General features: G+C 36.4%; 42 protein-coding genes. All 42 read right to left on the reverse strand.

The window, feature by feature from the left end:
* Positions 1–42: 42 nt before the first annotated feature.
* The 42 genes from ERK18_RS03520 to ERK18_RS03720 all read right to left on the reverse strand — a co-directional run bounded on the left by ERK18_RS03520 (position 43) and on the right by ERK18_RS03720 (position 22710).
* Positions 43–777: a phage tail protein gene (locus ERK18_RS03520; protein ID WP_187154328.1), complete on the reverse strand. Its 735-nt coding sequence runs from the start codon at positions 775–777 to the stop codon at positions 43–45.
* Entirely contained in the window at positions 778–1140 is a 363-nt protein-coding gene (locus ERK18_RS03525) for a DUF806 family protein (protein ID WP_187154329.1), read from the reverse strand.
* Positions 1137–1610 carry an HK97 gp10 family phage protein gene (locus tag ERK18_RS03530; RefSeq protein ID WP_261982426.1) on the reverse strand — a complete coding sequence of 158 codons (474 nt, stop codon included), beginning with the start codon at positions 1608–1610 and terminating at the stop codon, positions 1137–1139. The genes ERK18_RS03525 and ERK18_RS03530 overlap by 4 nt, the downstream gene beginning before the upstream one ends.
* A complete protein-coding gene (locus ERK18_RS03535; protein ID WP_187154330.1) occupies positions 1594–1947 on the reverse strand; it encodes a phage head closure protein in 354 nt (117 codons plus the stop codon). Before ERK18_RS03535 ends, ERK18_RS03530 begins: the two co-directional genes overlap by 17 nt.
* Positions 1904–2269 (reverse strand): head-tail connector protein, encoded by a 366-nt coding sequence (locus ERK18_RS03540; RefSeq protein ID WP_187154331.1) that lies wholly within the window; start codon positions 2267–2269, stop codon positions 1904–1906. The genes ERK18_RS03535 and ERK18_RS03540 overlap by 44 nt, the downstream gene beginning before the upstream one ends.
* Before the next feature lie 2 nt (positions 2270–2271).
* Positions 2272–3612 (reverse strand): phage major capsid protein, encoded by a 1341-nt coding sequence (locus ERK18_RS03545; protein ID WP_187154332.1) that lies wholly within the window; start codon positions 3610–3612, stop codon positions 2272–2274.
* The gene (locus ERK18_RS03550) at positions 3613–4359 is read right to left on the reverse strand and encodes a head maturation protease, ClpP-related (protein WP_187154333.1); all 747 of its coding nucleotides are present in this window, start codon (positions 4357–4359) and stop codon (positions 3613–3615) included.
* Positions 4325–5506: a phage portal protein gene (locus tag ERK18_RS03555; protein ID WP_187154334.1), complete on the reverse strand. Its 1182-nt coding sequence runs from the start codon at positions 5504–5506 to the stop codon at positions 4325–4327. Before ERK18_RS03555 ends, ERK18_RS03550 begins: the two co-directional genes overlap by 35 nt.
* Positions 5506–5697, reverse strand: coding sequence for a DUF1056 family protein (locus tag ERK18_RS03560; RefSeq protein ID WP_187154335.1), 192 nt, complete (start codon positions 5695–5697; stop codon positions 5506–5508). Before ERK18_RS03560 ends, ERK18_RS03555 begins: the two co-directional genes overlap by 1 nt.
* Positions 5698–5707: 10 nt before the next feature.
* A complete protein-coding gene (locus ERK18_RS03565) occupies positions 5708–7573 on the reverse strand; it encodes a terminase large subunit (RefSeq protein ID WP_187154336.1) in 1866 nt (621 codons plus the stop codon).
* Positions 7570–8043: a phage terminase small subunit P27 family gene (locus ERK18_RS03570; RefSeq protein WP_187154569.1), complete on the reverse strand. Its 474-nt coding sequence runs from the start codon at positions 8041–8043 to the stop codon at positions 7570–7572. Before ERK18_RS03570 ends, ERK18_RS03565 begins: the two co-directional genes overlap by 4 nt.
* 83 nt (positions 8044–8126) lie before the next feature.
* Positions 8127–8387: an HNH endonuclease gene (locus tag ERK18_RS09575; RefSeq protein WP_315984344.1), complete on the reverse strand. Its 261-nt coding sequence runs from the start codon at positions 8385–8387 to the stop codon at positions 8127–8129.
* A 262-nt stretch (positions 8388–8649) separates the two neighbouring features.
* Positions 8650–8847, reverse strand: a complete 198-nt coding sequence (locus tag ERK18_RS03580) for a hypothetical protein (RefSeq protein WP_187154338.1) — start codon at positions 8845–8847, stop codon at positions 8650–8652.
* Positions 8848–8861: 14 nt separating this feature from the next.
* Positions 8862–9062, reverse strand: coding sequence for a hypothetical protein (locus tag ERK18_RS03585; protein WP_187154339.1), 201 nt, complete (start codon positions 9060–9062; stop codon positions 8862–8864).
* Between the two features lie 592 nt (positions 9063–9654).
* The gene (locus ERK18_RS03590; protein ID WP_187154340.1) at positions 9655–9804 is read right to left on the reverse strand and encodes a hypothetical protein; all 150 of its coding nucleotides are present in this window, start codon (positions 9802–9804) and stop codon (positions 9655–9657) included.
* Positions 9805–10040: 236 nt separating this feature from the next.
* Complete coding sequence (locus ERK18_RS03595) at positions 10041–10544, reverse strand: ArpU family phage packaging/lysis transcriptional regulator (protein ID WP_187154341.1); 504 nt, start codon at positions 10542–10544, stop codon at positions 10041–10043.
* A gap of 29 nt (positions 10545–10573) precedes the next feature.
* Positions 10574–11071 carry a hypothetical protein gene (locus ERK18_RS03600; RefSeq protein WP_187154342.1) on the reverse strand — a complete coding sequence of 166 codons (498 nt, stop codon included), beginning with the start codon at positions 11069–11071 and terminating at the stop codon, positions 10574–10576.
* Entirely contained in the window at positions 11064–11573 is a 510-nt protein-coding gene (locus tag ERK18_RS03605) for a RusA family crossover junction endodeoxyribonuclease (protein WP_187154343.1), read from the reverse strand. The genes ERK18_RS03600 and ERK18_RS03605 overlap by 8 nt, the downstream gene beginning before the upstream one ends.
* Positions 11574–11616: 43 nt before the next feature.
* Positions 11617–11775, reverse strand: a complete 159-nt coding sequence (locus ERK18_RS03610) for a hypothetical protein (RefSeq protein ID WP_187154344.1) — start codon at positions 11773–11775, stop codon at positions 11617–11619.
* A gap of 15 nt (positions 11776–11790) precedes the next feature.
* A complete protein-coding gene (gene ssb, locus ERK18_RS03615) occupies positions 11791–12270 on the reverse strand; it encodes a single-stranded DNA-binding protein (protein ID WP_187154345.1) in 480 nt (159 codons plus the stop codon).
* A gap of 284 nt (positions 12271–12554) precedes the next feature.
* On the reverse strand, positions 12555–12857 hold the full coding sequence (locus ERK18_RS03620) for a hypothetical protein (protein ID WP_187154346.1): 303 nt from the start codon (positions 12855–12857) through the stop codon (positions 12555–12557).
* The gene (locus ERK18_RS03625) at positions 12826–13323 is read right to left on the reverse strand and encodes a class I SAM-dependent methyltransferase (RefSeq protein ID WP_187154347.1); all 498 of its coding nucleotides are present in this window, start codon (positions 13321–13323) and stop codon (positions 12826–12828) included. The genes ERK18_RS03620 and ERK18_RS03625 overlap by 32 nt, the downstream gene beginning before the upstream one ends.
* Positions 13323–13448 carry a hypothetical protein gene (locus ERK18_RS09490; protein WP_261982427.1) on the reverse strand — a complete coding sequence of 42 codons (126 nt, stop codon included), beginning with the start codon at positions 13446–13448 and terminating at the stop codon, positions 13323–13325. The genes ERK18_RS03625 and ERK18_RS09490 overlap by 1 nt, the downstream gene beginning before the upstream one ends.
* Positions 13449–13459: 11 nt before the next feature.
* Complete coding sequence (locus tag ERK18_RS03630; protein ID WP_187154348.1) at positions 13460–13633, reverse strand: hypothetical protein; 174 nt, start codon at positions 13631–13633, stop codon at positions 13460–13462.
* A complete protein-coding gene (locus ERK18_RS03635; protein ID WP_187154349.1) occupies positions 13626–13814 on the reverse strand; it encodes a hypothetical protein in 189 nt (62 codons plus the stop codon). Before ERK18_RS03635 ends, ERK18_RS03630 begins: the two co-directional genes overlap by 8 nt.
* Before the next feature lie 13 nt (positions 13815–13827).
* A complete protein-coding gene (locus ERK18_RS03640; RefSeq protein WP_187154350.1) occupies positions 13828–14316 on the reverse strand; it encodes a hypothetical protein in 489 nt (162 codons plus the stop codon).
* Between the two features lie 12 nt (positions 14317–14328).
* Positions 14329–14847: a helix-turn-helix domain-containing protein gene (locus ERK18_RS03645; protein WP_187154351.1), complete on the reverse strand. Its 519-nt coding sequence runs from the start codon at positions 14845–14847 to the stop codon at positions 14329–14331.
* Positions 14834–15076 (reverse strand): hypothetical protein, encoded by a 243-nt coding sequence (locus tag ERK18_RS03650; protein ID WP_187154352.1) that lies wholly within the window; start codon positions 15074–15076, stop codon positions 14834–14836. Before ERK18_RS03650 ends, ERK18_RS03645 begins: the two co-directional genes overlap by 14 nt.
* Before the next feature lie 15 nt (positions 15077–15091).
* Positions 15092–15574 (reverse strand): hypothetical protein, encoded by a 483-nt coding sequence (locus ERK18_RS03655; RefSeq protein WP_187154353.1) that lies wholly within the window; start codon positions 15572–15574, stop codon positions 15092–15094.
* Between the two features lie 2 nt (positions 15575–15576).
* Positions 15577–16389 (reverse strand): Rha family transcriptional regulator, encoded by an 813-nt coding sequence (locus ERK18_RS03660; protein WP_187154570.1) that lies wholly within the window; start codon positions 16387–16389, stop codon positions 15577–15579.
* Complete coding sequence (locus ERK18_RS03665; RefSeq protein WP_187154354.1) at positions 16361–16576, reverse strand: hypothetical protein; 216 nt, start codon at positions 16574–16576, stop codon at positions 16361–16363. Before ERK18_RS03665 ends, ERK18_RS03660 begins: the two co-directional genes overlap by 29 nt.
* Positions 16573–17373 carry an ATP-binding protein gene (locus ERK18_RS03670; protein ID WP_187154355.1) on the reverse strand — a complete coding sequence of 267 codons (801 nt, stop codon included), beginning with the start codon at positions 17371–17373 and terminating at the stop codon, positions 16573–16575. Before ERK18_RS03670 ends, ERK18_RS03665 begins: the two co-directional genes overlap by 4 nt.
* Positions 17374–17388: 15 nt before the next feature.
* Positions 17389–18222: a conserved phage C-terminal domain-containing protein gene (locus tag ERK18_RS03675; RefSeq protein WP_187154356.1), complete on the reverse strand. Its 834-nt coding sequence runs from the start codon at positions 18220–18222 to the stop codon at positions 17389–17391.
* A 12-nt stretch (positions 18223–18234) separates the two neighbouring features.
* A complete protein-coding gene (locus ERK18_RS03680) occupies positions 18235–19068 on the reverse strand; it encodes an ERF family protein (protein ID WP_187154357.1) in 834 nt (277 codons plus the stop codon).
* Entirely contained in the window at positions 19068–19979 is a 912-nt protein-coding gene (locus tag ERK18_RS03685; RefSeq protein WP_187154358.1) for a DUF1351 domain-containing protein, read from the reverse strand. Before ERK18_RS03685 ends, ERK18_RS03680 begins: the two co-directional genes overlap by 1 nt.
* The gene (locus tag ERK18_RS03690; RefSeq protein ID WP_187154359.1) at positions 19979–20278 is read right to left on the reverse strand and encodes a hypothetical protein; all 300 of its coding nucleotides are present in this window, start codon (positions 20276–20278) and stop codon (positions 19979–19981) included. The genes ERK18_RS03685 and ERK18_RS03690 overlap by 1 nt, the downstream gene beginning before the upstream one ends.
* A gap of 229 nt (positions 20279–20507) precedes the next feature.
* A complete protein-coding gene (locus ERK18_RS03695; protein ID WP_315984345.1) occupies positions 20508–20819 on the reverse strand; it encodes a hypothetical protein in 312 nt (103 codons plus the stop codon).
* Entirely contained in the window at positions 20816–21013 is a 198-nt protein-coding gene (locus ERK18_RS03700; protein WP_187154360.1) for a helix-turn-helix domain-containing protein, read from the reverse strand. The genes ERK18_RS03695 and ERK18_RS03700 overlap by 4 nt, the downstream gene beginning before the upstream one ends.
* A gap of 486 nt (positions 21014–21499) precedes the next feature.
* Positions 21500–21736 carry a hypothetical protein gene (locus ERK18_RS03705; RefSeq protein WP_187154361.1) on the reverse strand — a complete coding sequence of 79 codons (237 nt, stop codon included), beginning with the start codon at positions 21734–21736 and terminating at the stop codon, positions 21500–21502.
* Positions 21737–21764: 28 nt separating this feature from the next.
* The gene (locus tag ERK18_RS03710) at positions 21765–21932 is read right to left on the reverse strand and encodes a hypothetical protein (RefSeq protein WP_187154362.1); all 168 of its coding nucleotides are present in this window, start codon (positions 21930–21932) and stop codon (positions 21765–21767) included.
* A 295-nt stretch (positions 21933–22227) separates the two neighbouring features.
* Positions 22228–22443: a hypothetical protein gene (locus ERK18_RS03715; RefSeq protein WP_187154363.1), complete on the reverse strand. Its 216-nt coding sequence runs from the start codon at positions 22441–22443 to the stop codon at positions 22228–22230.
* A gap of 24 nt (positions 22444–22467) precedes the next feature.
* The gene (locus tag ERK18_RS03720; RefSeq protein WP_187154364.1) at positions 22468–22710 is read right to left on the reverse strand and encodes a helix-turn-helix transcriptional regulator; all 243 of its coding nucleotides are present in this window, start codon (positions 22708–22710) and stop codon (positions 22468–22470) included.
* Positions 22711–22838: the final 128 nt, after the last annotated feature.

The raw sequence follows: 22838 nt of genomic DNA on the forward strand, positions 1-22838 counted from the left end.
GTTTATATAATTTGCCTACCACTACCCACCCTGCTTATTTAATTATTCACCAGCTGTTGAACTGTTTCCTGAACCAGGTGTAACAGGATTACCATCAGCATCTGTTGGATTCTTGCTACCAGCTGTATTATCTGTCGTGGTTTGGCCACTAATGTATTTGAGCATATTTGCATAATCGAATTCTTTTTCGTTTGAATAGAATTTTTCATAAAGCAACAAATCTTGAGGTCTAGCCTGTGAATTTAAGGTTAATGTGTCATGGACCACTACTGGATTATCAGCATTGGTCCCCATATTAACTTCTCCCGTAATAAATACTCCGAGTGGAAACGCAAAATAGAGATCAATATCATAGTTAGTGTTGTGAGAGTGTGCGATAAGTCCACCTTGAGTTGGATTAGGTCTCCCTTTACGAGCATAGCCACCGTACTTATCTTTGGTTAAACCACTCAAAATATCATAAACAACATGTGGAATATCGTTTGCACCTAGAGCGATAGAAGGCTGCTCATTGCCGACTTCAACCTCAGCCACTTGGTTTGAGCCATATACTCTCGAAACAGAAGGAGCTAGACCAGTAATATTTGCTTGAGTAGCACCTTTTGAAGAGGCCAAATCAATTTTAAAAAAGCCTTTAAGCTCTTCTCCAGTAACTGGATCAAAAACTTTGCCTTGATTTCCGTTATAACTAAAGCCTCCTTTTTCAGGATCAGTATTAATTACGCCATCTTTACCATAAGGCCATACAACAATGTCGTCAATTCCTTTAATTTCCATTTAATTTTCTCCTTTAAAAAATAAATCGGTCTCTAATCTGCTCTGTTCATCGAGATAGTGACCGTTATCTGGCTGTCTGCGCCAATTTTTTTGCATTAAAAAAGACGCAATTGATTTTTCAAAATCATCTGCGTCAATTTGACAATTTGCTGGATAACAAATTTTAATTTGTATTTCTTTTTCAATCTCGGTATAAGTATTACTTCCGTATTCTGTGGGGAGTTGTGTGACCTCAGAAACGGCAATTAAAGCTTTGGTTTCTGAATTAAGAGAACTTGCTGGTATTAAGTAGGAATAGGCTCTCCCTAAACCATCTATGCCAGCTGAGTTCAGCGCATCAACTACCCGTTTTGCAACGGTCATAATCCCATCACTTCCTTCAGTGCTTTAGCTTCAGCTTTCAAAACTGGATCCCTTGCTTGCAACTGTGATTTTTCAATGAAATGCATGTTTCTGACTTCTTTAGGTGACATCCCAGCAGTACCGTTATTAACATATCTAGCTATCATTGCCTGGTATTTATTTTCAAAGCCCACTGTGGTGTCCCCAGCCATTACTTTTTCGCTAGTAAAGCCAGGTTTAAACGTGATTGAATCTCGCAAGTGCTTAGTTTTCCTAGGCCTAAGGCCATGTTTGGTATTAATATGGCCAACCGATCGACCTGTCCGATAATGCTCTGAACTAACTGGCGTGTTTCCTTTTAACACTTCAGCAAAAACTGCTGCTCCTGCTCCAGTTACCTTGCTTTTTTGAGCAGGTGTTAAGGTGTAGGCTTTAGCCACCTGTTGATACCAATCTTCAAGCTTTCTATCTAAATCATTGGTCATTGGCATCACCAACCTTCTTTAGGACAATCTGATCATAGGCTGTTGGATTGTTGTATGGATCTTGGTAGATATTTGCAACATTGTATTGTTCGCCACTCAGTTCTGCATGAGTAATGCCAGACCAGCTTTTTCGATGGTGAACGATAACAATAAAACTTTGCTTTTTATCCAAACCATCCATTTGAATGATCTGATTGGTTGTTAATTGCCAGTTACCACATAGAGTTGGTTTGCCTATTTGGACGAACTTTTCAACGGGAGAGCCGTTAATATCTTCCCCATCTTCAATCGTGCCAAACTTAATTACCTGGTTCAGTCGATCCGGATTCTGAAGTTGAACCATTTTGCTGCTCCTCCTCTTCGTACGAAGCAAATTTACCTCGCAACTGACCAATAATAGCCATTGCAGTTGTACTAGCCGTTGCAGATACAGGATGATTAAACCAATTAGCAGCTGTTGCATAGCATGCTAATTTGTATAACGCTTTAATCTCTTCTATTTGGTAAAATTTATCATCTTCGCCAATTGCATTCTGAACATAAAGTTCAGCACCAACTAGCAGGCTTTTAAGTCGTTCCTCTGATTGAGCATCGAAAGCTTCATCATCTGGCAAGAAGCCTAATGTACGTTTAAGCTCGGCATCGACTTCCAAAAAGGTTGCCATAATTACTTACCAGTCTTTGTATCAGTCGATTTTGAGCTAGTAGTAGATTTAGTATCAGCTTTGCCATCAGCACTTGCATCACTATCGTTTGTACTGTTTGCTGCTCCTGATCCACCAGTAATTACTCTTGATTCTTGGTCTTTAATTTTAGTAAACGTGGATATTACGTATGCTCCTTCATCAAGTAGTTCAACATCAAATCGATCAATAGCTCTAATTTTGGTTAAATCTTTTTCGAAAGCTCCACCACCAATATTAGTTGACACTAATGTCATTCGTTGATAGTCATACAAAGTAATAGCCATGTGGTAGTCACCAAAGTATAACGGGTGAGCACCGTCTATATCTGGTAAAAACTTATCTGTAATGACAGTTACATTATGACCCAAAATTTGCTTAACATCTGGAAGAGTTGGACTTGGTTGAATTAAGTATCTACCCTCAGCATCTTTAACTTTTGATAAAACATTATAGCCTGACTGATTGGTGATAAAACTTGAAGTAGCTTGGATTAAAGGATCAAGTGTATTATTTTCTAGATCCTTAATGCTATCGAAGTCAGCAATTGATACCTTAGTCGGTGTTTTTCCATCCTTACCATTATTCAATACTTTTAAAATTTCAGTATTGCGAGTAATAACATCTTTTCTGGCAATCCAGTCTTCAATCCAAGCTAAAATATTTTCAGCTGAATCTTTAAGCAGAGTATTGGTAATTGTAGAAATACCAGCGTAACGGTGAATGGCAAATCTAACAATAGTTAATTGTGGGCTGTCATTTTCGCCAATTTCAGCAGTTTCATCATCCAGATTGGTAAATGGTGTTACATCGCTTAATTTTTCATAAACACGTGAGCCAGATATCATAGATACATTTTCTATCTTTACCAAGTTTTCAAGTGAAGTAAATGAACGCTTGAGCTTATTAATAGCAGTTTGTACATCAACTGGAATAGTCAAGCCAGCATTAGGTCCTTCTTTGTCAGACCCTTCGGGCAAAACTTGTGAAGTAACCATATTTTTAAAATCGGATACGAATTTATCGCAAATTTCTTTTGATTTCTTGGCTGCTATTACTTTTTCAGATTCACCAGGGTGATCACTGCCGACCACTGGCTTTGGCGTTTTTAGATTTTTGCGTGCGTTGTCTAAAGCAGTTTGTGCAAAATCTCTCACTTTAATAGCTTTGCTTAGATCATTTTTAATTTTTGTAATGTCTTCATCTGAATATGCTTCAGGATCAGCTACTAACTGAATAGCAATTTGATTTTGCTTGTTTTCTAATTCTTCTACCCTGCTCCCTGCCGCATCACGTGCAGTAGCAAGTTCATTAATAGATTCCATTTAATTTCCTCCAAACAAAAGGCCAAGTTTGTGATTAACAAGCTTGGTCTTATCTAAGTTTTCAGTTTTACTTTTCGTTTTTGTATTTTCGTCTTTTACTTTTATTTTTTGCTTCTCAGCAATTAAGTTTTTGAATTCTAAGATTTTCTCTGCATTAAAGTGTGGTATAGCAACAGCTGCGTTCATCATTGGCTCTGCAATTTGATTTTGTTTAGCATTATCAAACTGCATAATGCCGTCTGCAAAGCCTTCCTGAACAGCAGTTTTTGCATTCATCCAGGTAGTTTTAGACATAAGATTATAAATATCTTGTTTATCCTTACCTGTCTTGGCTGCATAGGCATCGACAATATTTTGGTCAAGTTCATCTAAGGCTTGTTTCCCACTGGCAAAATCATCAGTATTGCCATCAGCAGAACTAATGGCTCTATGGATCATCATCATGGCCATTGGCGACATTAATACTTTGTCACCAGCCATTGCAACAATAGAAGCAGCTGAATCTGCCTCACCAACTATATGAACTTCTATATTTCCTTGATAGTTTTTTAAATCTGTATAAATTTCAGCAGCTGGAGCTGTATAGCCACCTGGACTATTAATTTCAACAACCACATCTTTTTGGTTACTATTTTCCAAATCATGCTTAACCTTGGCAGGATAGGCATAACTATTTTCACCAAAAAACGACATGAACTCACCGTTCATATCGTCAATTATCGGTCCTTTGATTTGTATTGTTGTCAATTATCTCACCTCCTTTACCGCCTATACTTGCTGCTTTAGGAAGCTTTTTGGGCAAATAACCAATTTGTTGCAAAATGTATGTGGCCTGATTACCTGCTAAAGCGTAATTCTTGGTCAAGCCCGCCAAAGTATCAGCATATGCATCCCCAGTGGCATCAATAGCTGGCCTAATATCAGCTGTAATTTTTGCATTCATTTTTTTGTTTAGTTCACTAACAATAGGATTAACAAACCTATTTAGAGCTTGCGCATATTGACTGCCCATCATTTTCAAACTCGATTGTTGATCACCCTGACCATTTAAATAACTGTCAGGAATACCATATACTTTGGCAATTTGCTTACTAGTCCAGTCTACCTGGTTTAGCAACTGAGCTATATTAGATTTTATTTCTAACGGCTGATAATCTTCTAGATCATCAATAACAGCTGGTCCGCCATCACTATGGTGTAATTGCCAAATAAATTTACGAGAACGTGCAGCTTTATCTTTTTCGTCTAATAAGGCACTTTTAGTAACTTTTAAAATACCAGGTGTAGTTACAGATTGTTTCAAAGCTGACATTGTCAGATCGTTAGAAGCATCTTTAATGTCTAGTTCATTAGTAAGAGCAGTTAACGGAGATATTCCAGTCATACCACCATTTTTAGACATTAAGCGAATATGGATCACGTCTACCTGTGGTACATTTTCAAAGGTTCCGTAAACAGGTTCATCAAAATTAATGTTATAGACTAGTCCTGAACCATCTTCTAAAAGCATAGGCTGCACCTGTGAAGGTCGTAAATATTCCCAATGCAAATCAACACCATTAATATTGCGCCAGCGGTATGCATAAGCATTACCATCTAGTAAAAGTTGGGCATACATGCTTTGCCAAAAAGAAGTTCCATTAGTTGTTGTACTTGGATTATTAATAAGTGACTGAACTCTTTCGCTACTAGCTTGCAATGAAACTAAGGCTAAATCTCCCGACAATTGCATAAGAAGTGAAAAAATATCAGAGTTGTGAAGAGCCTTATCGGCTGACACATATTTTTCAGACTTGGCTATTAAAAAGTTAATGTCATCCTCGTTATCATTTAATGAATATGCAGGCTTGGGTGCTGCCCTAGAATTTGTTGCTTTCCAGTTGAATATAGGCATTAATTATCACTTCCCTTCTTAGTGGCGAGAACTTCAGTTAAAAATGCTGTAACAAGAGTTATAATTCCTATGCTTATAAATCCCATGCTTTTATTAATTAAAAAGCAGCCATAGGCAATAGCTACTACACCAACGATATAAAGAATTACATCAATAAATTGCCATATAATTTTCAAAAGTTCTTTAACCATTTTTTCTCCTTTACGTTAATCCAGATTTTGGATTTCTAAACCAATCTCGTACTTGTTCTGCTGTCATTCGATCAACAACAGTTGATTTATCATTAGTCAATCCATATTCTTCAAAGTGATCCATCGCTCGATACATTGCATCAATAATTGCATCAACAACATCAATCTTAAAAGTTGCCTTGTCTTTTTCAATCTGTATCCCGATTTTATCTTCTTTAATAGTTGCATTTAGTAACGCTTTTTCCATAATTGGATCATTAAATCGTGTTATTTTCCCTGTAGCAAAGCTCTCTTGCAAAAATTTAGTGGGATTACCCAATTCACTAGTTCTTTGTGCAATATCTTGAATTAACCAGCCTTCACTACTACTCAAACTTTCGGTTATGTTTTTAACCTGAAAACTACCATAATGATCGTATCCCAAAAAAACAACTTGAAGCTCATTGTCTTCAACATATTGCACAAGCCATTTGTAAATTTGTTCCGGATTAATTATCCCTTCAGGAATTGAAGTGATAGTACAAAATTCAGGAAATTCACGATATGCTATTCCATCTAATTTTTCTTTTGCTTCAATAGAACCTGCTTGTTTAAAAGGAATAAAGCTATGCTGTGTAATATGCCAATGTGGTTTGCCTTGCTGATCACGATATGGAAAAATGAAAGCTATAGCCGTGTTATCTGAATACATGGAATAATCTAAACCAATGTAAACTTCTCGACCCTTGATTTTAAAACCATCATCAATTGCTGCTTCAACATCTTTTAAATTTAAGTAGCTAGAGGTAGATTGCTTTAGCCAAATGTTTAAATTTTTGTTTTGAAAATCATAAATATTTGCTGTTAGTAAATCATTATCTCTTTTATCTTTTAAACCAGATAGCAAATTTTCTTTTTGATCTTCTAAATTAAGTAATGGATTAGATTTGGACCATGTCTCTGGTTCGTAGGTTTCTTCTAAATCATCTTGTGTCCAAATCAATCCTAAATAAGAATCTGCTTCTCGTTTAAAATCTTGCTCCATGGCCTGAATTACCATTTTTTCATCTTCATGAAAGGGAACTGTAGGATCAGGATAGGCTGTTGAAATTTGAACAAACTGGTGATTTTTAACTTTAACCTGACCAGAAATTATTTTTGAAATTCTTTCTCGTGTAGTTACTTCACCAATTTCATCAAACACAGCAGTTCTAAAGTGATATGAGTCAAATTGTCCAGCTTCATGTGATATAGCTCGAAGAATATTATTAGTTTTCTTTTCTATAATTTGCTCTGATTGTAATTCTAGCTGTGCATCTTTAGCCAAATCTTTAAAAGGTTTAATCTCTATTATTTTGCGTAGCATTGACTTAATGTAGCCAAAGATCTTCATCGTTTGCTTGTAATTTATAGAAGCAACTAAATAATCTTGGTTCTGAAGATCTATAGATTCAACTAAAAAGCTAAATGCTACCAAGATCGCCATTAAGTAGGTCTTTCCTTGACCACGGGCAACACTGACAATGACTCTCGTAAACCTCTTTAAATTATCTGCATCACGCCAACCTATCATTTGGCAGAAAATGAATTTTTGCCAATCCATTAATTTTGTAGGCTCACCAGTATCAACATTTGGTGCAATTGCAGCAAATTTTAAAAGTATGTTAGCTGCTTCTATATCATAATGATATGGAAAATCCTTATTTCCTTGTCGTTGAAGGTCTCTAAGATGACGAAAGCAGGCTAACTTTATTAAGTAGCCTGCTTGTATTTTTTTATTTAATACATCAAAACAATAATTGGTGCCTGGATCTTTATATTTTTCTCTAATTTTTGACCAGTCAATAGCTTCATATGAGCCATCAACATCATGAGTTTGTGTTAAATCAACTTTCATTGTTTAAAAAACTCCTTTAATTGATCCGTAACTGATTCCTTCTTCTTGTCACTAGGAGAATTCAACTCCATCATTTGTGACCTTGCTCTTGGACTCAATCCTAATTCTCTGCCTATTTGATTCATCTTTGAAAGTGAGTCGGACATCATCTGATAGGCAGGATTTTTTCTGAATCCTTGAAAATCTTTAGCAGCTGGTTTACCAGTAACTGGACTTAGCATAGTTTTAAATACTTTTTGCTGAATACCATCTTTTCTGATTGAATCGTAAGCCTTGCGATAAACGTCATAAGCTGAACAATATTCTTGCAACAAATATTCATCAGCTCTTAAAACTTTTGAATTTTTGTTCAAATAATTCGCAAGCTTTGGCCATAGACGTTTTCCGTAATTATCGAGCCATTTTGGAGCTTGCGTAGGCACTTTCGGCCTTGTTAAATCAACGTTTGTCAGTTTTACCCCCCCTATCAAAAAAATTTCAAAATTTGGTCTGTCACACAAGCGAACACCACATGTTGCGGCTCTTCCCTACGGACATATAGCCCGGGGGGTTATTATTTTTTGCTTTTAATTCTATCACTCAACTCTGATATTGATTTAATGTCAGTGAGTGGTGGATTGTCTGTTGGTGTGCCATGTAGTCCAGTGCCATAGTATTGCTCTTCGAACCTAGTTTTCCAGTAGTGACAGTTCTTGCAGCACGTTACCATGTTGTCGATGTCACGTATCTTATTTGGAAAGCGTTCAACTGGTAGCACATGATCAACAACGTTTCCTTCTTTGATTACACCACGAGCCTTGCAATATTGACACAAATGGTAGTCACGATTAAAAACTACCTTACGAAACGATTGCCACTCCTTAGAGTGATAGAACTTATTCTGTTTAGCCTTAGTCTCGTTGCGATAGCGTGAGATATGATTGTATTTCCAACGTGATTGCTTGGACTGCCTGGTTTGATATCTATGTTCAAACTTGGCTCGCTCTGCTCTATACTCTGCCTCATGCGCAATGTGCTGTTGACAATAATGATTTGGCACGAACGCTGGTGCTCTGCAACCACGCACTCTGCACTTTCTAATTCTTGGCATTGCTCGTTACCGTTTTACCAGTTAAATCATCTACATGAAATGTCTTATTAATTATCTTTTCTAAATCAGAAAAGCTATAAAATTTATTATCACTTTCTGAATAAAAGCCAGGATTATCTGAACCAAATGTAACTATCATCCCAAGTTTATCAGCTGCAGCTTTTAGCATTTCTTTATCAAGCATTGCATATCTCACCTCTATGTCTCACTTAGCTTTTTAATAACTTTCATCAATGGCTTGTTATCCCAAAGCTTCTTGTCACAATAGTTATGAATTAATTTTGTATCACATATGTTTTGAGTAGCTTTTACATTTGATAACCCTACTAATACTGTTTGCTGAAAGTCTTTTTTCCAACTAGATTTTAAAAGCTTTTCTGGTGGTATTTTTGAATTCATTTGTACAAACCTCTTTCTTTAAATAACATTTTTTATTGTTAAACATTTCCTGAAGGACTCGAACCTTCATCTGTGGTTTTGGAGACCACTATGCTACCGTTACACTAAGGACATAAAAATATGGATCACTGATTAGTAATCCACATTATATTTTTAATATAATAATTAATCTTATTAAATAAGCTGTTAATATTTTATTATGGTAATAAAACTAATATTATTAGCCTGTGCTGAACATTGTCATGCCCCAGCTATAACTACATTCAATTGATTTTTAAATTGCTTAGACGAGCATTTAAAGGGCAACTTTTTCCTACACTTTAAAAAATTTGATATAAAACGCATCCCTTCACATTTTTGTTTCTATAAAATAAAAAGCTGGAATAAGTTCCAGCTTAATTAAATATTTTTAGCCTCTTGGCTATAAGAGCGTGTGGGGATTTGCACCCCAATTTTTCGGCATTAATGGAAGTTACCATAGACAATGTTTTGTGCTTATTAATTACTAAAACACACGCTCCTAACACGCTCGCTTGATCAGCTCACTTGAATAATAATAAACTCTTGAAACTTATTAAATATCAAATCAAGGTCATCGCATGTCTATAGGAAAGTCAGGATTCAAACCTGAAACCTGTGTTAACATTTTCCACATGAAGTTATCAATTACTTCCACTTTCCTATAATCAATGAGTGCAAGACTCATCGTGCCAAATAATGCACATGCCATCTTCTCATACATTCCCTGCTGATCATTGTGCGCGTTGGGAAAGCCACTCATTGCTATTGCGGTGTTGGGAATCGAACCCAGCTACAACCATTACCGCAACTACTTTTTGAGAAGGATATAGTAAAAAAAACTTAAGAATTGTGAACAATAGTTTAACGTCATTTCGGACGGTTTTAATAGCTATCAAGAATTATCCCCAACTCTCGACACTATCATAATATAACGAAAACACTCCGCTCGGACTTCGCTCATTCTTCGCTCATTGTCCGCTTTTGAAATTTTCCCTGTTGTTCATCTTCAAAGATTCTCAAATCTTCAATTGAAGTATGATCTCGCTTGCGATATAACTCCATTCTTTCCGCAAACTCAACTAAAGCTCTGTTTTTTAGTTCATAATATCGTGTAGTCTGATAACCCAATCGTTGAGCTATAGCATAATTACTAATATTTTTGATGTAGGAAAGATAAAGGATAGTTCCATACGGCTTATCACCTGAATTGCTGCAACTGCTAATGGTGTGATCAACTGCTAAAACGCAATTATCTGCATCAATATTAACTGCCATGCTTTCATCTTGATGGTTAACTCCGTTGTGTGCTGTAATTCCAGTTATATCCATTTTTGGACTAGACAAATCCGAGCGATGCTTGCCCGAAAGGTTCAAATAATGGTCAAAGTCATGCTCAAAAAAGTATTTAACATTTTGCGCTGTTCTGACTGTATCAATTTTGGTGCTTTTTAAAAAACTCAATTGAACAACTCCAATCATTACCATCAACCTTACTTTTTTACAAAGACTTCAGTGTCATTGCCAGCTACCATGTACTTTTCACCGGGCTTTATATCGCACCAATGATATTTCTTAACTATAAACTCATGGTGAGTTTTCCTCTTAGCTACTTCAGTATTCTTAGCTACAATGCCCCAATATTTTAAATTGCTTAAATTAACGATATAAACATCATCGTATTTTCCCTTAAATATATCCCTAGGCTTAATTCTATAGTAAAGCAATATCCTGTTTATTGTTGACCTGGTATGATTTAACTTTGTTGCAATTTCACCTACAGAAAAACCCATTTTTACCATTCTTATGACTTCATCATCATAATAATGTGGAGTAAACATCTGACCAGTCGCATTTCTTTTCATCTTTAACCGAGGCTCTGCCCCTGTTGCTTTGTGCAGTTTTATCATCAGTGGATTATCATCAGGTATTGCCAGTGTGCCATACTTGTCCTCTATTTCATGGATAATGTTATAAGGTATATTAGCCACCTTGGTCACTCCACATCGCTGTTATCTCCACTCTTGGTTTGTCTGAATAATATTTATCCACCTTGAGCGACACCACCTGCTTGTCATCCCGATATAGTCCCTCATGGACGCAAACTGCTTTATGCTGCACATGATCCACTTTCATTTTTGGATTCAGTCCGTCAAGAACAATTTTCGCTATGTTGTCGCTGTCAGGCTTTTTGCTCGGTCTTTCTTCACCATTAAGGCACCTTTCTTTGCGCTTTTTAGAATAGGTTTTCGGAATTTTAAAGTAGGCTCTGATAGCCAAGCTAATGTCAGTTGAGATAGGCTTAGTAATGCCGTTTTTCTGCCGTACTGCTAAGGCACTGTATCTTACCTGTTCCTCATATTTTTGCGTAGCAGATGGCGTGTAGGTACTGACAAGCTTGCCCCTGCGAGCAAACCTGGGTCTTTGTTTGCCCTGCGGATCGCCGAGAACACCAAATACCAAGCTGTGATAGTTTGCTTTATCTTGCTGCATTAATTAGCCTCCTTTCATTTTGCTGTCATATTTGTCCTATTACTTACTCTAAATAGCCATCAAAAGACCAATAATCCTTTCCTAATTGGTCCTGAATATTTTTACACATAAAACATTGCTCTGACTTAATTGAGTTGATTTCATGATTAACTTTTGGATCTTTAGATGGTCCAGAAAAGTCAATTAATTTATTTTTATTCATATGTAGCGTTCCTTTCTAAAACGGCAAATCATCATCCGAAATATCAATGGTGTCTCCTGAACCGTTAAATGGGTCTTGGCTGCTGTTATCGTAGTTGGCACTATTATCGCTCTTACTGTAATTGCCGTTGTTACTGTTACTTGCATAACTGCCATTATTGTTATTCTGGCGGTCTTTCTTTGACTCTAGCAAAGCAAAGTTATCAACAACTACTTCTGTTACATATACTCTCTTGCCGTCTTTATCGTCGTAATTTCTAGTTTGAATTCGTCCATCTATGCCAACAAGTGAACCTTTAGACGTAAAATTACAGAAATTTTCTGCAGCTTTGCGCCAAATCACACAGCTGACAAAGTCTGCATCTCTTTTGCCTTGTGAATTGCTGTATTGCCGATCTACTGCTAAGTTAAATGCTGCAACAGATAGCCCACTCTGTGTTGTTCTTAATTCAGGGTCTTTAGTCACCCTACCAGTTAATACTGCTCTATTTATCATGCATAGTCTCCCCTTCTTTTTGTAAATCAAACTAGTTCCAATTCCATAAAAAGAAATCGTCGTCTAATCTGTGCAATACTCTAGTCATGGATACACCTATTTACAATATTGTCGGTTAATTTTCTATCAGCCAATCTATGACTATAAGAAATACGGATATTAAGATTAATAGTAAAATGCTAAATACAAATTTGTTGTTCCCAGTAATTAGCAAACCTATTACGAATAAAAATATTCCTAAAAAAATTAACCCCATTGCAACCCCAAAAATATCTGTAGCTATATCAGCTGTCTTGTTCCAAATTTTTTTTAAAAAGTTCTTTAACCATTTTTTCTCCTTTTCTCTTCTTTGCAACTTTTTCAAATGCTTTACCAAGTTTTTCTGCAACATCAATTGTTACTATGTAGTCGCCAATTAATGCACCATCATCATTCCAGATATCAACTGTATATATATCGCTTGTTTTGATTTGAGCTATTTCTGCATAATCAAAATCATCCAGATTAATAGCACATCCTTCGCCCTTTGTATTATCAAAAGTGATTACATTCTTTTTAATTTTGTTTTTTGTCATTGCTTTGGTCATTTTCTGCTCCTTTGATAAACACTGACCAGCGTGTACTACCTCTGCGGTCTCCTAAAATTGGTTTTTGATCAATCACGTTAAAAACTTTGTTAAACGGAATCTGATTGTTTGACCATTTAAAAAGCAAAGTACCTGTCGGCTTAAGCACTCGCATGCATTCGTCAAATCCTGACTTAATGTATGTTGACCAATCTTTAGGCAAACATCCGTATTTAAGCTTGAGCCAGCTATTATCACCTGCATGAATTAAATGTGGTGGATCAAAGACTACTAGGTCAAATTCATCATTTTTGAAAGGTAACTTTCTAAAATCTGCGATAATGTCAGGACTGACAACTATATCTCTGATATATTGACGATCTTTGACCTGATCCTTTTCGCTTCTATTGTCTATATATGTCGTATGTGGCTCGTGCTTGTCGTACCAGAACATCTTAGAGCCACAGCATGCGTCTAGTATTTTCATCAATCATGCTTTTTATTAGGCAACTTTTGAAAAAACTCGTTGTCCTTTAATTGATACTCAGGAGGCACATGCCCCACGTAAGTAACCTTGCCATCCTTATTCTTCCGATATACTGCTCTTGCCATTAGCTAACTCCTTATCCAAATTTTTTCAAATATTCATCGACTGTCATTTCTTCTAAGTCTTCATAATTTTTCAAATTCTGAATTAAACATTCGGGACTGCAGAAAATGTCAGAGTCAAAAACAATAACACCCTCTTCACCGGATAGGTCACGTTTACATGTTTGACAATATACGTTTTCAGCCATTTTGAACCTCCAACTTTCTGCCACAAACTGGGCAATAGTTAATCTTTTGACTATCTCTAATTATTAAATGATTGTAATAAGTCTCTTCAACCAGTATCAATTGACATTTTGCCGCATCAATCTTAACGGTCGAATCAGCAGACCATAATAGGTTTGAGCCATATTGGCAATATTCACACATGGTATTTGCCGCCTTACTGTGTAACCTGCTCTATCTTTTTAGTTTCTGGATTAACTTCAAACAGATCCATCTTTTCTCCTTCATCGTTGTTATTGTCTTCAGGTTCATCATTGCTGCCTTCTGGAACATCACCAATATCTACTGGTTCTTCTGGCTCTTCAGGCATTTGCAGTTTAAGATTCTCGTATAAGTCCTCAGCTAGCCCGTAAACACTGCCATCTTTAGTTGTGGCCGTATATTTGATTTCTCTTTGGCCATTAGCATCTATCCTGTGTAGCTTGTCTAGCATTGCTATATCGGTAACTTCAAATTCACCATCTAGTTCTTCAATAAGCTCCAGTTGGCTCGACTCGAGATATACAGTGATCTTGCCGTCCGCAATGTCATTCAGCTTGTCTAGCGATAGATTGTCTGTCGTTGTCTTAATTTGGATTGTTACGCCCTTATCTTTAGTTTTGAAATTGTCCAAATCTCCGCTAAATGTTATTTTCTTGCCGTTCATTTCTATTTCTCCTTACAAATTTTCATAAAACTTAATCCACGCCTTTGCGTTTTCTATATCGCTTTTATAATTATCATCAGTAGCTGATTCTGAAGATTCTCTAATATAATTGAGTTTAGCTTTTCCTTTTATCCCTAATAAATTAGCGTTTTTGCCTACAATTTCTTCAAATTGTTTGTTATGATCCAAATTCAATACCTGATACATTAAAAGCATTAGTTCCGTAGCAGCTATAGTTCTGCTATTTTCTGTATTGTCTATCGTCTCTCTGTCAGAACTCATTGGAATTCTGTTGCAAATAATTAAATACATAGTATTAATTATTTTGGTCAGCATTTCAGTCTTTGTCTCGCCCTTTATATATGTGACAGATACACCAAAGTATTCAGCTAATTTCTGCAATGTTTCATTCTTTGGCTCTCTTTTGTCATTTTCGTAATAGCTAATAGCTTGCCTCGTAAGCCCAGTTATTTTTGCCAAGTCACCTTGACTTACTTTATTTAACTGTCGCAATTCTTTAATTCTGTTCATTTTGCTCATCGATCTTATTCGTTAGCCTTTCAACACTTTCAGTCAAAGTCACCAAGTTTGCTGCAATGCAAAGCTGTGCCATTGCAGATAATGACTGAGCGTACCATTCTGCAAAGTTATTACTAGGAACATAATCACGTTCAGTCATGTCAATTCCAGATTGGGCCATCTGTTTTAGCTTCTTACGGTATTCAAGTTCTTCTTTGCTCAATTCTTTAATTCTGCTCATTTTTATGCCTCTACCTCAATATTTCTTAAAATCTCTCAAAATGTAATATTGAATTAGCCGATAATATATTTTCATCAAAGTAGGAGTAGGCCATTTGCCATACTTATTAATGTCTTCTTTTTTAGTAACTTTGTTTTGGGAATATTGAACATAAAAAGCTTGTTTTTCATCGTCCCAAGATAAGTCTGTGCCTAAAACCTTAATATTATCTGGCGCTGGGTACATACCGTATATTCTGTCCGCAATCTCGTCAGATAAAGAATACTTAATTACTACCTCAGCAATATCAGGCTTAATCATTTTTTCTAGCTTGTTGTATAAATAAGCAAGCTCTAAAACGCCTTCTTTAGAGTCTTCAAGTAACACTAGCTCTAAATATATTGAAGGAATTCCCATTTGATTGAGTTTCACATTCATCTCGCCGATATCGGCTAATTTTGGACTGTAATTTAAAAGTTCGTCCTTTATTTTTATTGATTTGGTAAATGTTGCATACATTTCTAATCCTCCATAAATTCCATCTGTTCTAGCGTTGGTCTGATACCATCTTTCGCTAATAGATCGTAAATAAATTTCTTGCCTTTTTGAGTCCACTTTAAATTGTTGTGCATTCCCTGTTTACCGCCATTTTGATAAGTAAACGGCTCATACTGGGTATAGCCTCTATTGGCATAGTCGCGATAAACTACCCAAACTTTACGGTGGCCACTGCCTTGTTGGTAGATAATGCCACGCTTATGCAATTCCTGATTAAGTTTGGCAGCACTCCAGCCGTAATCTTTAGCGATTTCTGTTGTAGTCATCAAACCTGGGTTCCTCATTTGTGAATTGAAATAATCGACCTTGGGCTTCTGCTTTTCTAGTTGCTCTGCTTGTTCGGTAGCTAACTTTAGAGCACCTGCAAAGGTAGTCGGGATATTCCATTCCTTGTAAGCCATTTGAATACGACTATTCTCTCTCTGCTTCATTCGATTAAATAGCGTCACATATTCGGCAGTGAACTGATTGCCCTTCTTACCTGTAAGTTTATTAGCGACAAATTCGCAGCCTTGTCTAGTTAGCAAATAGCAAGGTCTAATTTGGTTGTTTTTGTCAGTGTAAGTTGACTTAATAAAAAAGTCAGCCGAACCATTGCTATTATTGACCTTGCGAGCCGAATCCAATTTTGGATCGGGCTCATTATCATCAATATCTCTGATGTATCTGTCGATGTCTCTGCTCAGATGTGCGTGGGACTTGCCTATCATGCTTGCTACATCACGGCTATCTATTACTTCTTCACCATTAAATGTAAATAACTGAACGTCCTGCATTACTGTCACTTTCTTTCTCAATTTTCACGAAAAATTGATGTAATTCTTCTAGTTTTTCTTTTTCTCGTCTATCAAAGGCTCCTATGCCATTGGCAACGTCATAGTTAAATCTCTCTAGTGCTCGTTTCTGGAACATTTTGTTGTATATCTTGTCCCAGTCACTAAATTTTTCTATTCTCTTAGTCATATCTTTGGCCTTTTATCAACTATTTTCGAAAAGTCGATGACCTTGCGTCTGTCGCTTTCTTGCATCCGACTAACTAGCCTTGAGTGATAAGTCCTATATAGCTCGTCCAAGCTCAAGTTAGTTGTGGTAATGATCCGTTGATTGCTTTCGTATATGTCGAAAATTGTGTCCTGCACAAAGCTAGTAGCCATATTGTTGGCACTCTCTGCTCCTAGGTCATCTAGCACAACTAGGTTAGCTTTGCTGACTACATCGGTTACGTGCTTTGGCGACCAGATACCTGTCTTGTCCTGAAACCAGTTCTTCATCTCTCGGATCAACTTATTAACGCTGATGAACAGACATCTCACCATTGGGTCTGCATTGTCGTTAACTGCGTTAAGTATTGCCATAGCAAGATGTGTTTTTCCTGCACCTGCATTGCCATACAGCAGGCTGTTGCCCTTCTTATCTGGGTATTTGAGATATTCGCCAGCAATAATTCTTGCGCTTTGCTTGGCTTGGCTCTCAACAGAGCCTGCTTTAGCTTTGAAGCTATTAAACCTGTAATCAAATACTTCATCACGATCGACTAATGATTGCCGTTTAAGATAGCCTCTAGTTTGGCTTGTCCTTAAGTTCTGTGCCATCTTTTTTAATTGAGCCTGATTTTTCTCGTATTGACATTGCTCACAGAACGGCTTCATTTTTTTAAATCCATCCAAGTATACTAGGTGCTCGTGATGTTTAGGACAAATCTGATCAGTTGTTCTTGTGCGATGTGCAATTATATTTACTGCTTTGCCATTTATTTTCATAGCTCCTCCAATCGCCTAAAAGGGTAGGTCATCTTCATCCACACCATCCATTGTCCCGTTTGCGTAGGCTTCTTCCCCGAAGTCAGCGTGTGGTGGCACAGTGGGCGCTCGCTCGTTCAGATAGCTCTCGAACTTGGTGCCAAATAAGGTCTGCGGTCGCAAATATTTGCTCATCTTTTGATCATGTGCCCAACTTGCCACTTTGTTGTCTATCACTCGCTTGAAGTCGTCTAGCTTGTACCCCTCTTTGACTCGTGCATCAATTAATCTTTTGTTGATAGAAGAACTTGCTTTGTATCTAGCACCTATCTTTTCGTTAAGGTAATCAATTACATCTTGATGAATGGAACTAGGTTCTGCTTTAGCTGAACCATTATTTCTTGTATTTGATATTTCTTTATATTGATAATTCTTATTATTGTTATTTCTTAGTGGGAGGTTTTGCGCTGGACGCTTTTCACGCTGAGCGCTTTTTACGTCAGGCGTGTTTTGTCGGTTTTTTGGCGGTTTTGCCTCCTTTTTACCGTTAACGCTGTTTTGTGCTTGACGGTTAAGCCTACCCGTATCATCTAAAATCCAATCTAGTCCATCAAAGCTGCCGTTTTTTGAATGACGGTTAACCCTTTTCAAATAACCATGTTCTTCTAACTCTTGTAAGCCTGACTGCAGAGCCTTTTCTCCATCCTTTGAATGACTGGCTATTTCTTTCACATAAAACTGCCATTCATTAGCTTGGCTCCAAAGGTAATTAAAAATACCTCTAGCCTTCCAGGTTAAATCGTCATCTCTTACTAGCTGATTATTAGTATTGGTGTAATTGCCATTGTCTTTCTTAATTAAACGCACCATGTTAAAATCCTCCTAAAAGAGATTAAGTGTTTGTGTTTCGTCATCAGTATTATCACCATCAACTAATTTCTTAATTTCGTTGTTTTTTTCTGTCTCAGTTTCCTTTTTTGTACCAGTCTCTTTTTCATCAACTGGCTCTACTTCCTGAGCTTTTTTTGCCTTTTTGTCTTTTGCTTTATCTAAAAGCTGTTTCATTTTGTACTGATCATTGAATTGCTTGATTGCCTGCAATGTTTGAGGGTCTTTTTGATCCATTAACCAATGTAATGTCTCAGGATCTTTGTATTCTAAATAATCATTCCAAATATCTTTTAGCAAATAGCTTTTGCCCATGACATTGACCTTAAAGCTGTTTAGTTCATCAACATCTAATACCATTACTCGCCTATGATTATCTTGTGACTTAAGGTTTTGTGCATCATCGTCTTCCTCACTAGCAATGCCGAAGGCAGCACTTAGGCTGTACCTCTTTGCGTAACTGATTAAGCCTGCTGTCTGTTGTGCATCTCCACTATTCGTATTGCGGAACCAAACTTTATCTGTTATCATTTGAGCACCTGAAGTATCTACCATTACGGTCTGTACACATACTCCTTCATTACTGTTGTCGATGTCGAAATAATAGGCAAAAACAACATTGCCATCTTTGTCCTTAACAGCCCGACATGCGTCCATTACTGCCTTGTCCACATCTGCCAAATCAGCATATTTGTAGCCGTATCTTTTCCCACGCTTTGTAACTGTATCAACGACATGTGTGCGCTTCGGTTGCTTTATCTTGCTTTTAACTTGGATAAAGTGCTGGTTCCAGATAGCTCTGCTTTTCTCATCTCCGATAAATTCCATCACTTCACCTTCTCAATTTTGAACCCCATATCTTTCAGATATTGAAGCAATTGATTAAATTGATACTGAGTACCGCCTAGCTTAATACGTGCCTTTTTGGTGATTAGATAGGCTATGTGATAGTCTGCTTGGACCTCTCCAGTTTCCTTGTTAATAGCTTTGCCATTTTTTTCAACAATGTTTTTTTGAGCTTCCAATTTAGCTTTTTTATCACGTTCAGCAGCTTCTTTTACTTCCTGAGAGTATTTATCCATTTCACCTAAAACATCGCTCAGTGGCGCATTATTTAGTTGTTCTACCCAGTGCTGATATGGCAGCCCTAGCTCGTTAGCTTTGGCTGTGACAACTTTGATATTTTCGGTTAGTTGCTCTTTTTCTTTTAGTAAAAAGTCAATCTGCTGGTTGACTTCTTTTTCGTATGTTGCATAAGGTTCTGACTTGTTGTACCATTTCTGATTGATCTCAATTTTTGATGGATCAACTCCAACCTCTTTGCAACGTTTATTAATATCTGCATTAATATTTGCCTCACGTTGCTTCTTAGCATTGTCTTCAAACACTTTAATCTGATTTCCAATGTGGTCGGAAGCCTGACCTATTTCATCCAGTAGGTCTTTAATTTGGTTTTTAAAGACCAATACTGGCTTGTCAGCTTCTTTAACAATCGTTATCTTCTTGTCATTTAGCGCTTTGGCTAGTTTATTAAGCCTTGCTCTTGCTTCTTTAGCTGACTTGAAATTATTAGTGTCTACGTCATACTTAGTAAATTCAGCATTAATTGCGTCAACACTGCTTTTCATTTGCTCGTATTCAGGAAAATCTATTTTAGCAGGGGTAAAAGCAATGCCATACTGTTTACTACCTAATGCAATTATCTCTTGTTCCTTTTTTAATTTTGGGTTATCAACCATCACAATGCCTCTATTTCTTTGTCAGTTATTTCATGGCCATCGAAATAGAACATTGCTACTTCGTACCACCATTCTCCGTCAGGATCGTCCCACCAGGATGCAAAATCTTCCAACATATCCTCGTATGTTTGCATTCCTCGGGGATTTTTTGGCGAGTAGCCAACTGCTTCAGTATATTTTTTTAGATCATTCATTAAAAATGCCTGAGCAACTACAAAGTCCCTAGCTGTGTCGTAGTCGCAGCCATATTCGCCATAGGTAGCTAAGCCACCATTAGCTTCTGTTCCAATACACTCCATAATGTGCTATAATCTCCTTAGTATTCTTTATTATTTAATGGTCCGATTGCTGTCGGACCTTTTTATGTTCCTGGGATGTATTCTCGTAAGCTGAGAACGTAAATCGCTGACACCAGCCCAACAATAGCTACTATTAATGAGATTAATAATGAGCTTTTGCTTTTCAGTTCTATGTCTGTGTAGGTATTTAAAAAGTGTTGCCATTTTTTTAATATCCTTTCTATTAAATTTAAACTGCGTTCCAATCTATCTCACCTCGATGTTTGTCCATCCATTCAGCAGCTGGCTTTTCAAAAATTGTGAAACCCCGACCTGTTCCAGGATGAATGTTCTGACACCAATCTGGTTTAAATTTATAAAGAATATTTTCTTTAACCCAAGCTGGTCCATGTGGATAACAATATTTTTTGGCAAATTCTTTAATACCAATAGTTTTTCCGATAATACTATCTTCAGGAACATAGCCACGGCTTTGCATAATTTTGTCAACTGTTTCTGTTAAACTATCTATTGGTATTGATAGTTTCATTTCATTAGTCAATTAATATTCGCCTCCTTTCTCAGTTGATCTAAGCTAATATCTAAGGCATCTGCTATTTTGCACGCATTTTTAAATGACATTTCAGAGCCATTTTTATAATTCGCAATGGTGCTCCATGGTAAACCTGTAAGCTTAGATAATTTGTAAATGCTAATCTTTTTTGCTTTCATGATTTTTTGAATTTTATTCCACATTTTGTGTGCCTTGTTTCTTGCAAGTACTATATACAGTGCTATACTTATAGTGAATTGCCCCTTGATATAGTGATATATCAAGTGAACCGAGTGAATTCAGGGAAAACCTAAGTCATTTTGATAAGGCAACCCTGAGCCAAGCTTAATTGAAGGTGCAACGCATAGGAGGATATCCCACGAGCGCTCGGCAACTCGTTTGAGTTGAAGATATATGCTGAACTGCTAGAAAACTAGTAGAAGCTAAGGATAAAAAGCCTTAACGATAACAAAATTGGTAACTAAAAAGAATGAGGTAGGCCCGATAGAAGATATGCAAAATTTGCAAAAAGAAATAAGTGATAATTTCAATAATTTTGATAGTTTTGATAGTCTTGACAGTATTAATGGGGTGAATGGTATAGATACTTTAAGTGATTTAAACCTGAAATCTAACTTCTCAACGCCGAAAGGTAATTCAATTCACTAACCATCACTAAATGATGGTTTTTATTTTTCTTTGTTAAAAAACTCCTCTAAGCCTTCTAGTTTTGCTAATATGCTTTGCTCAATTTCTGTTTGATAATCTTCAATCCTGATTTTTTTAAATGATTTCCATTCATCCGTATTTTCTACTTTTTGAAAAGATTGTCTGCAATTTTCACTTCCTTTGAAGTTTTCAAAACTTTCTTCAAAACAACTTTTTGCCTGTTCTTTGATATGAGTTTCTAACCAATCCTTATCCATAATTTCTTCTTTCTAGTAACTTGAATCTTCATTGTTTCTTATGAAAAAGATAAACAGCATCATAATTAGCAATAGTTCCATATTTAGGTTTTAATTCAAAAGGCTTATATATGCCTGTTTCAATTTTTTCCAAAATCTTTCTTTTAATCAGCTCTTTTAGTAATTCATCAGAGCTGATTTTTTCTAATTCAAGCAAATTTCTCACTTCCATAATTAACCTGTTAAACAGAATTTATTTTTTCTTAGCTTTTAATATGTTCGCTTCTATTCGCTCTTTTTCTTTCCGCCTTTCTGTTAATTTGTAATATATGAATTGCAATTCTATAAGATCAATTCCAAAACAACACAGAAATGAAAGCGATAAAAATCTCGATAAATCATTGTGCCATATAACATAAGCAACAAGTGCGATTGTCATTAATTTAAAGTTAATTAATATTCGTTGGATTAACTTTTCGTAAATTTTAGTAAGTTTCTTATTTCGTTCATATTCATACATTCTTGTCACTGCCTTTCTCTGGAACCACATACCAATCAACTGAAACTAAATCATCATATCTAGGTTCCCAACGTGGTACTTTTTTCCATGGTGTGCAAATAATACAGCAATCAATAGTATTTGTTGGCTTAATTATTGGACCTTGTTTACGATAAATATATTTAGCACCAACTCTGGTAGCTTCAAGTATTGCATCCCTAATATTCATCTAATCACCTCTTTTTTAATAAAATTAACTTATTACGCTAAAAGCGGTATTTGGACCAAAAAAAATATAGTCCGTTGGAATCTTATAAAAATCTGAAATACGATTAATATCACTTACAGACAATTTTGTTGGATCGTTTTCCCACCTTTGTAATGTTTGACGACTAACACGCATTCCTTTAGCCGCTTCCATCTGTGATAAACCTGCCCTAATTCGCAAATCTTTGATTGTATGCTTAACATCCATAGGAATCATATAGCTTTCCATTTGTTTCCTCCTTTCTCTTATCAAATATACTATAACACGCTTTTAGCGGAATGCAACAAAAAGTACCGCAAAAAGCAAAATTTTTGTTTCCAAGTAATCGCAAAAAGCGGTATAATAGCAATAATAAG

The organism is Lactobacillus kimbladii (assembly GCF_014323605.1).
Classification (GTDB): Bacteria; Bacillota; Bacilli; order Lactobacillales; family Lactobacillaceae; genus Lactobacillus; species Lactobacillus kimbladii_B.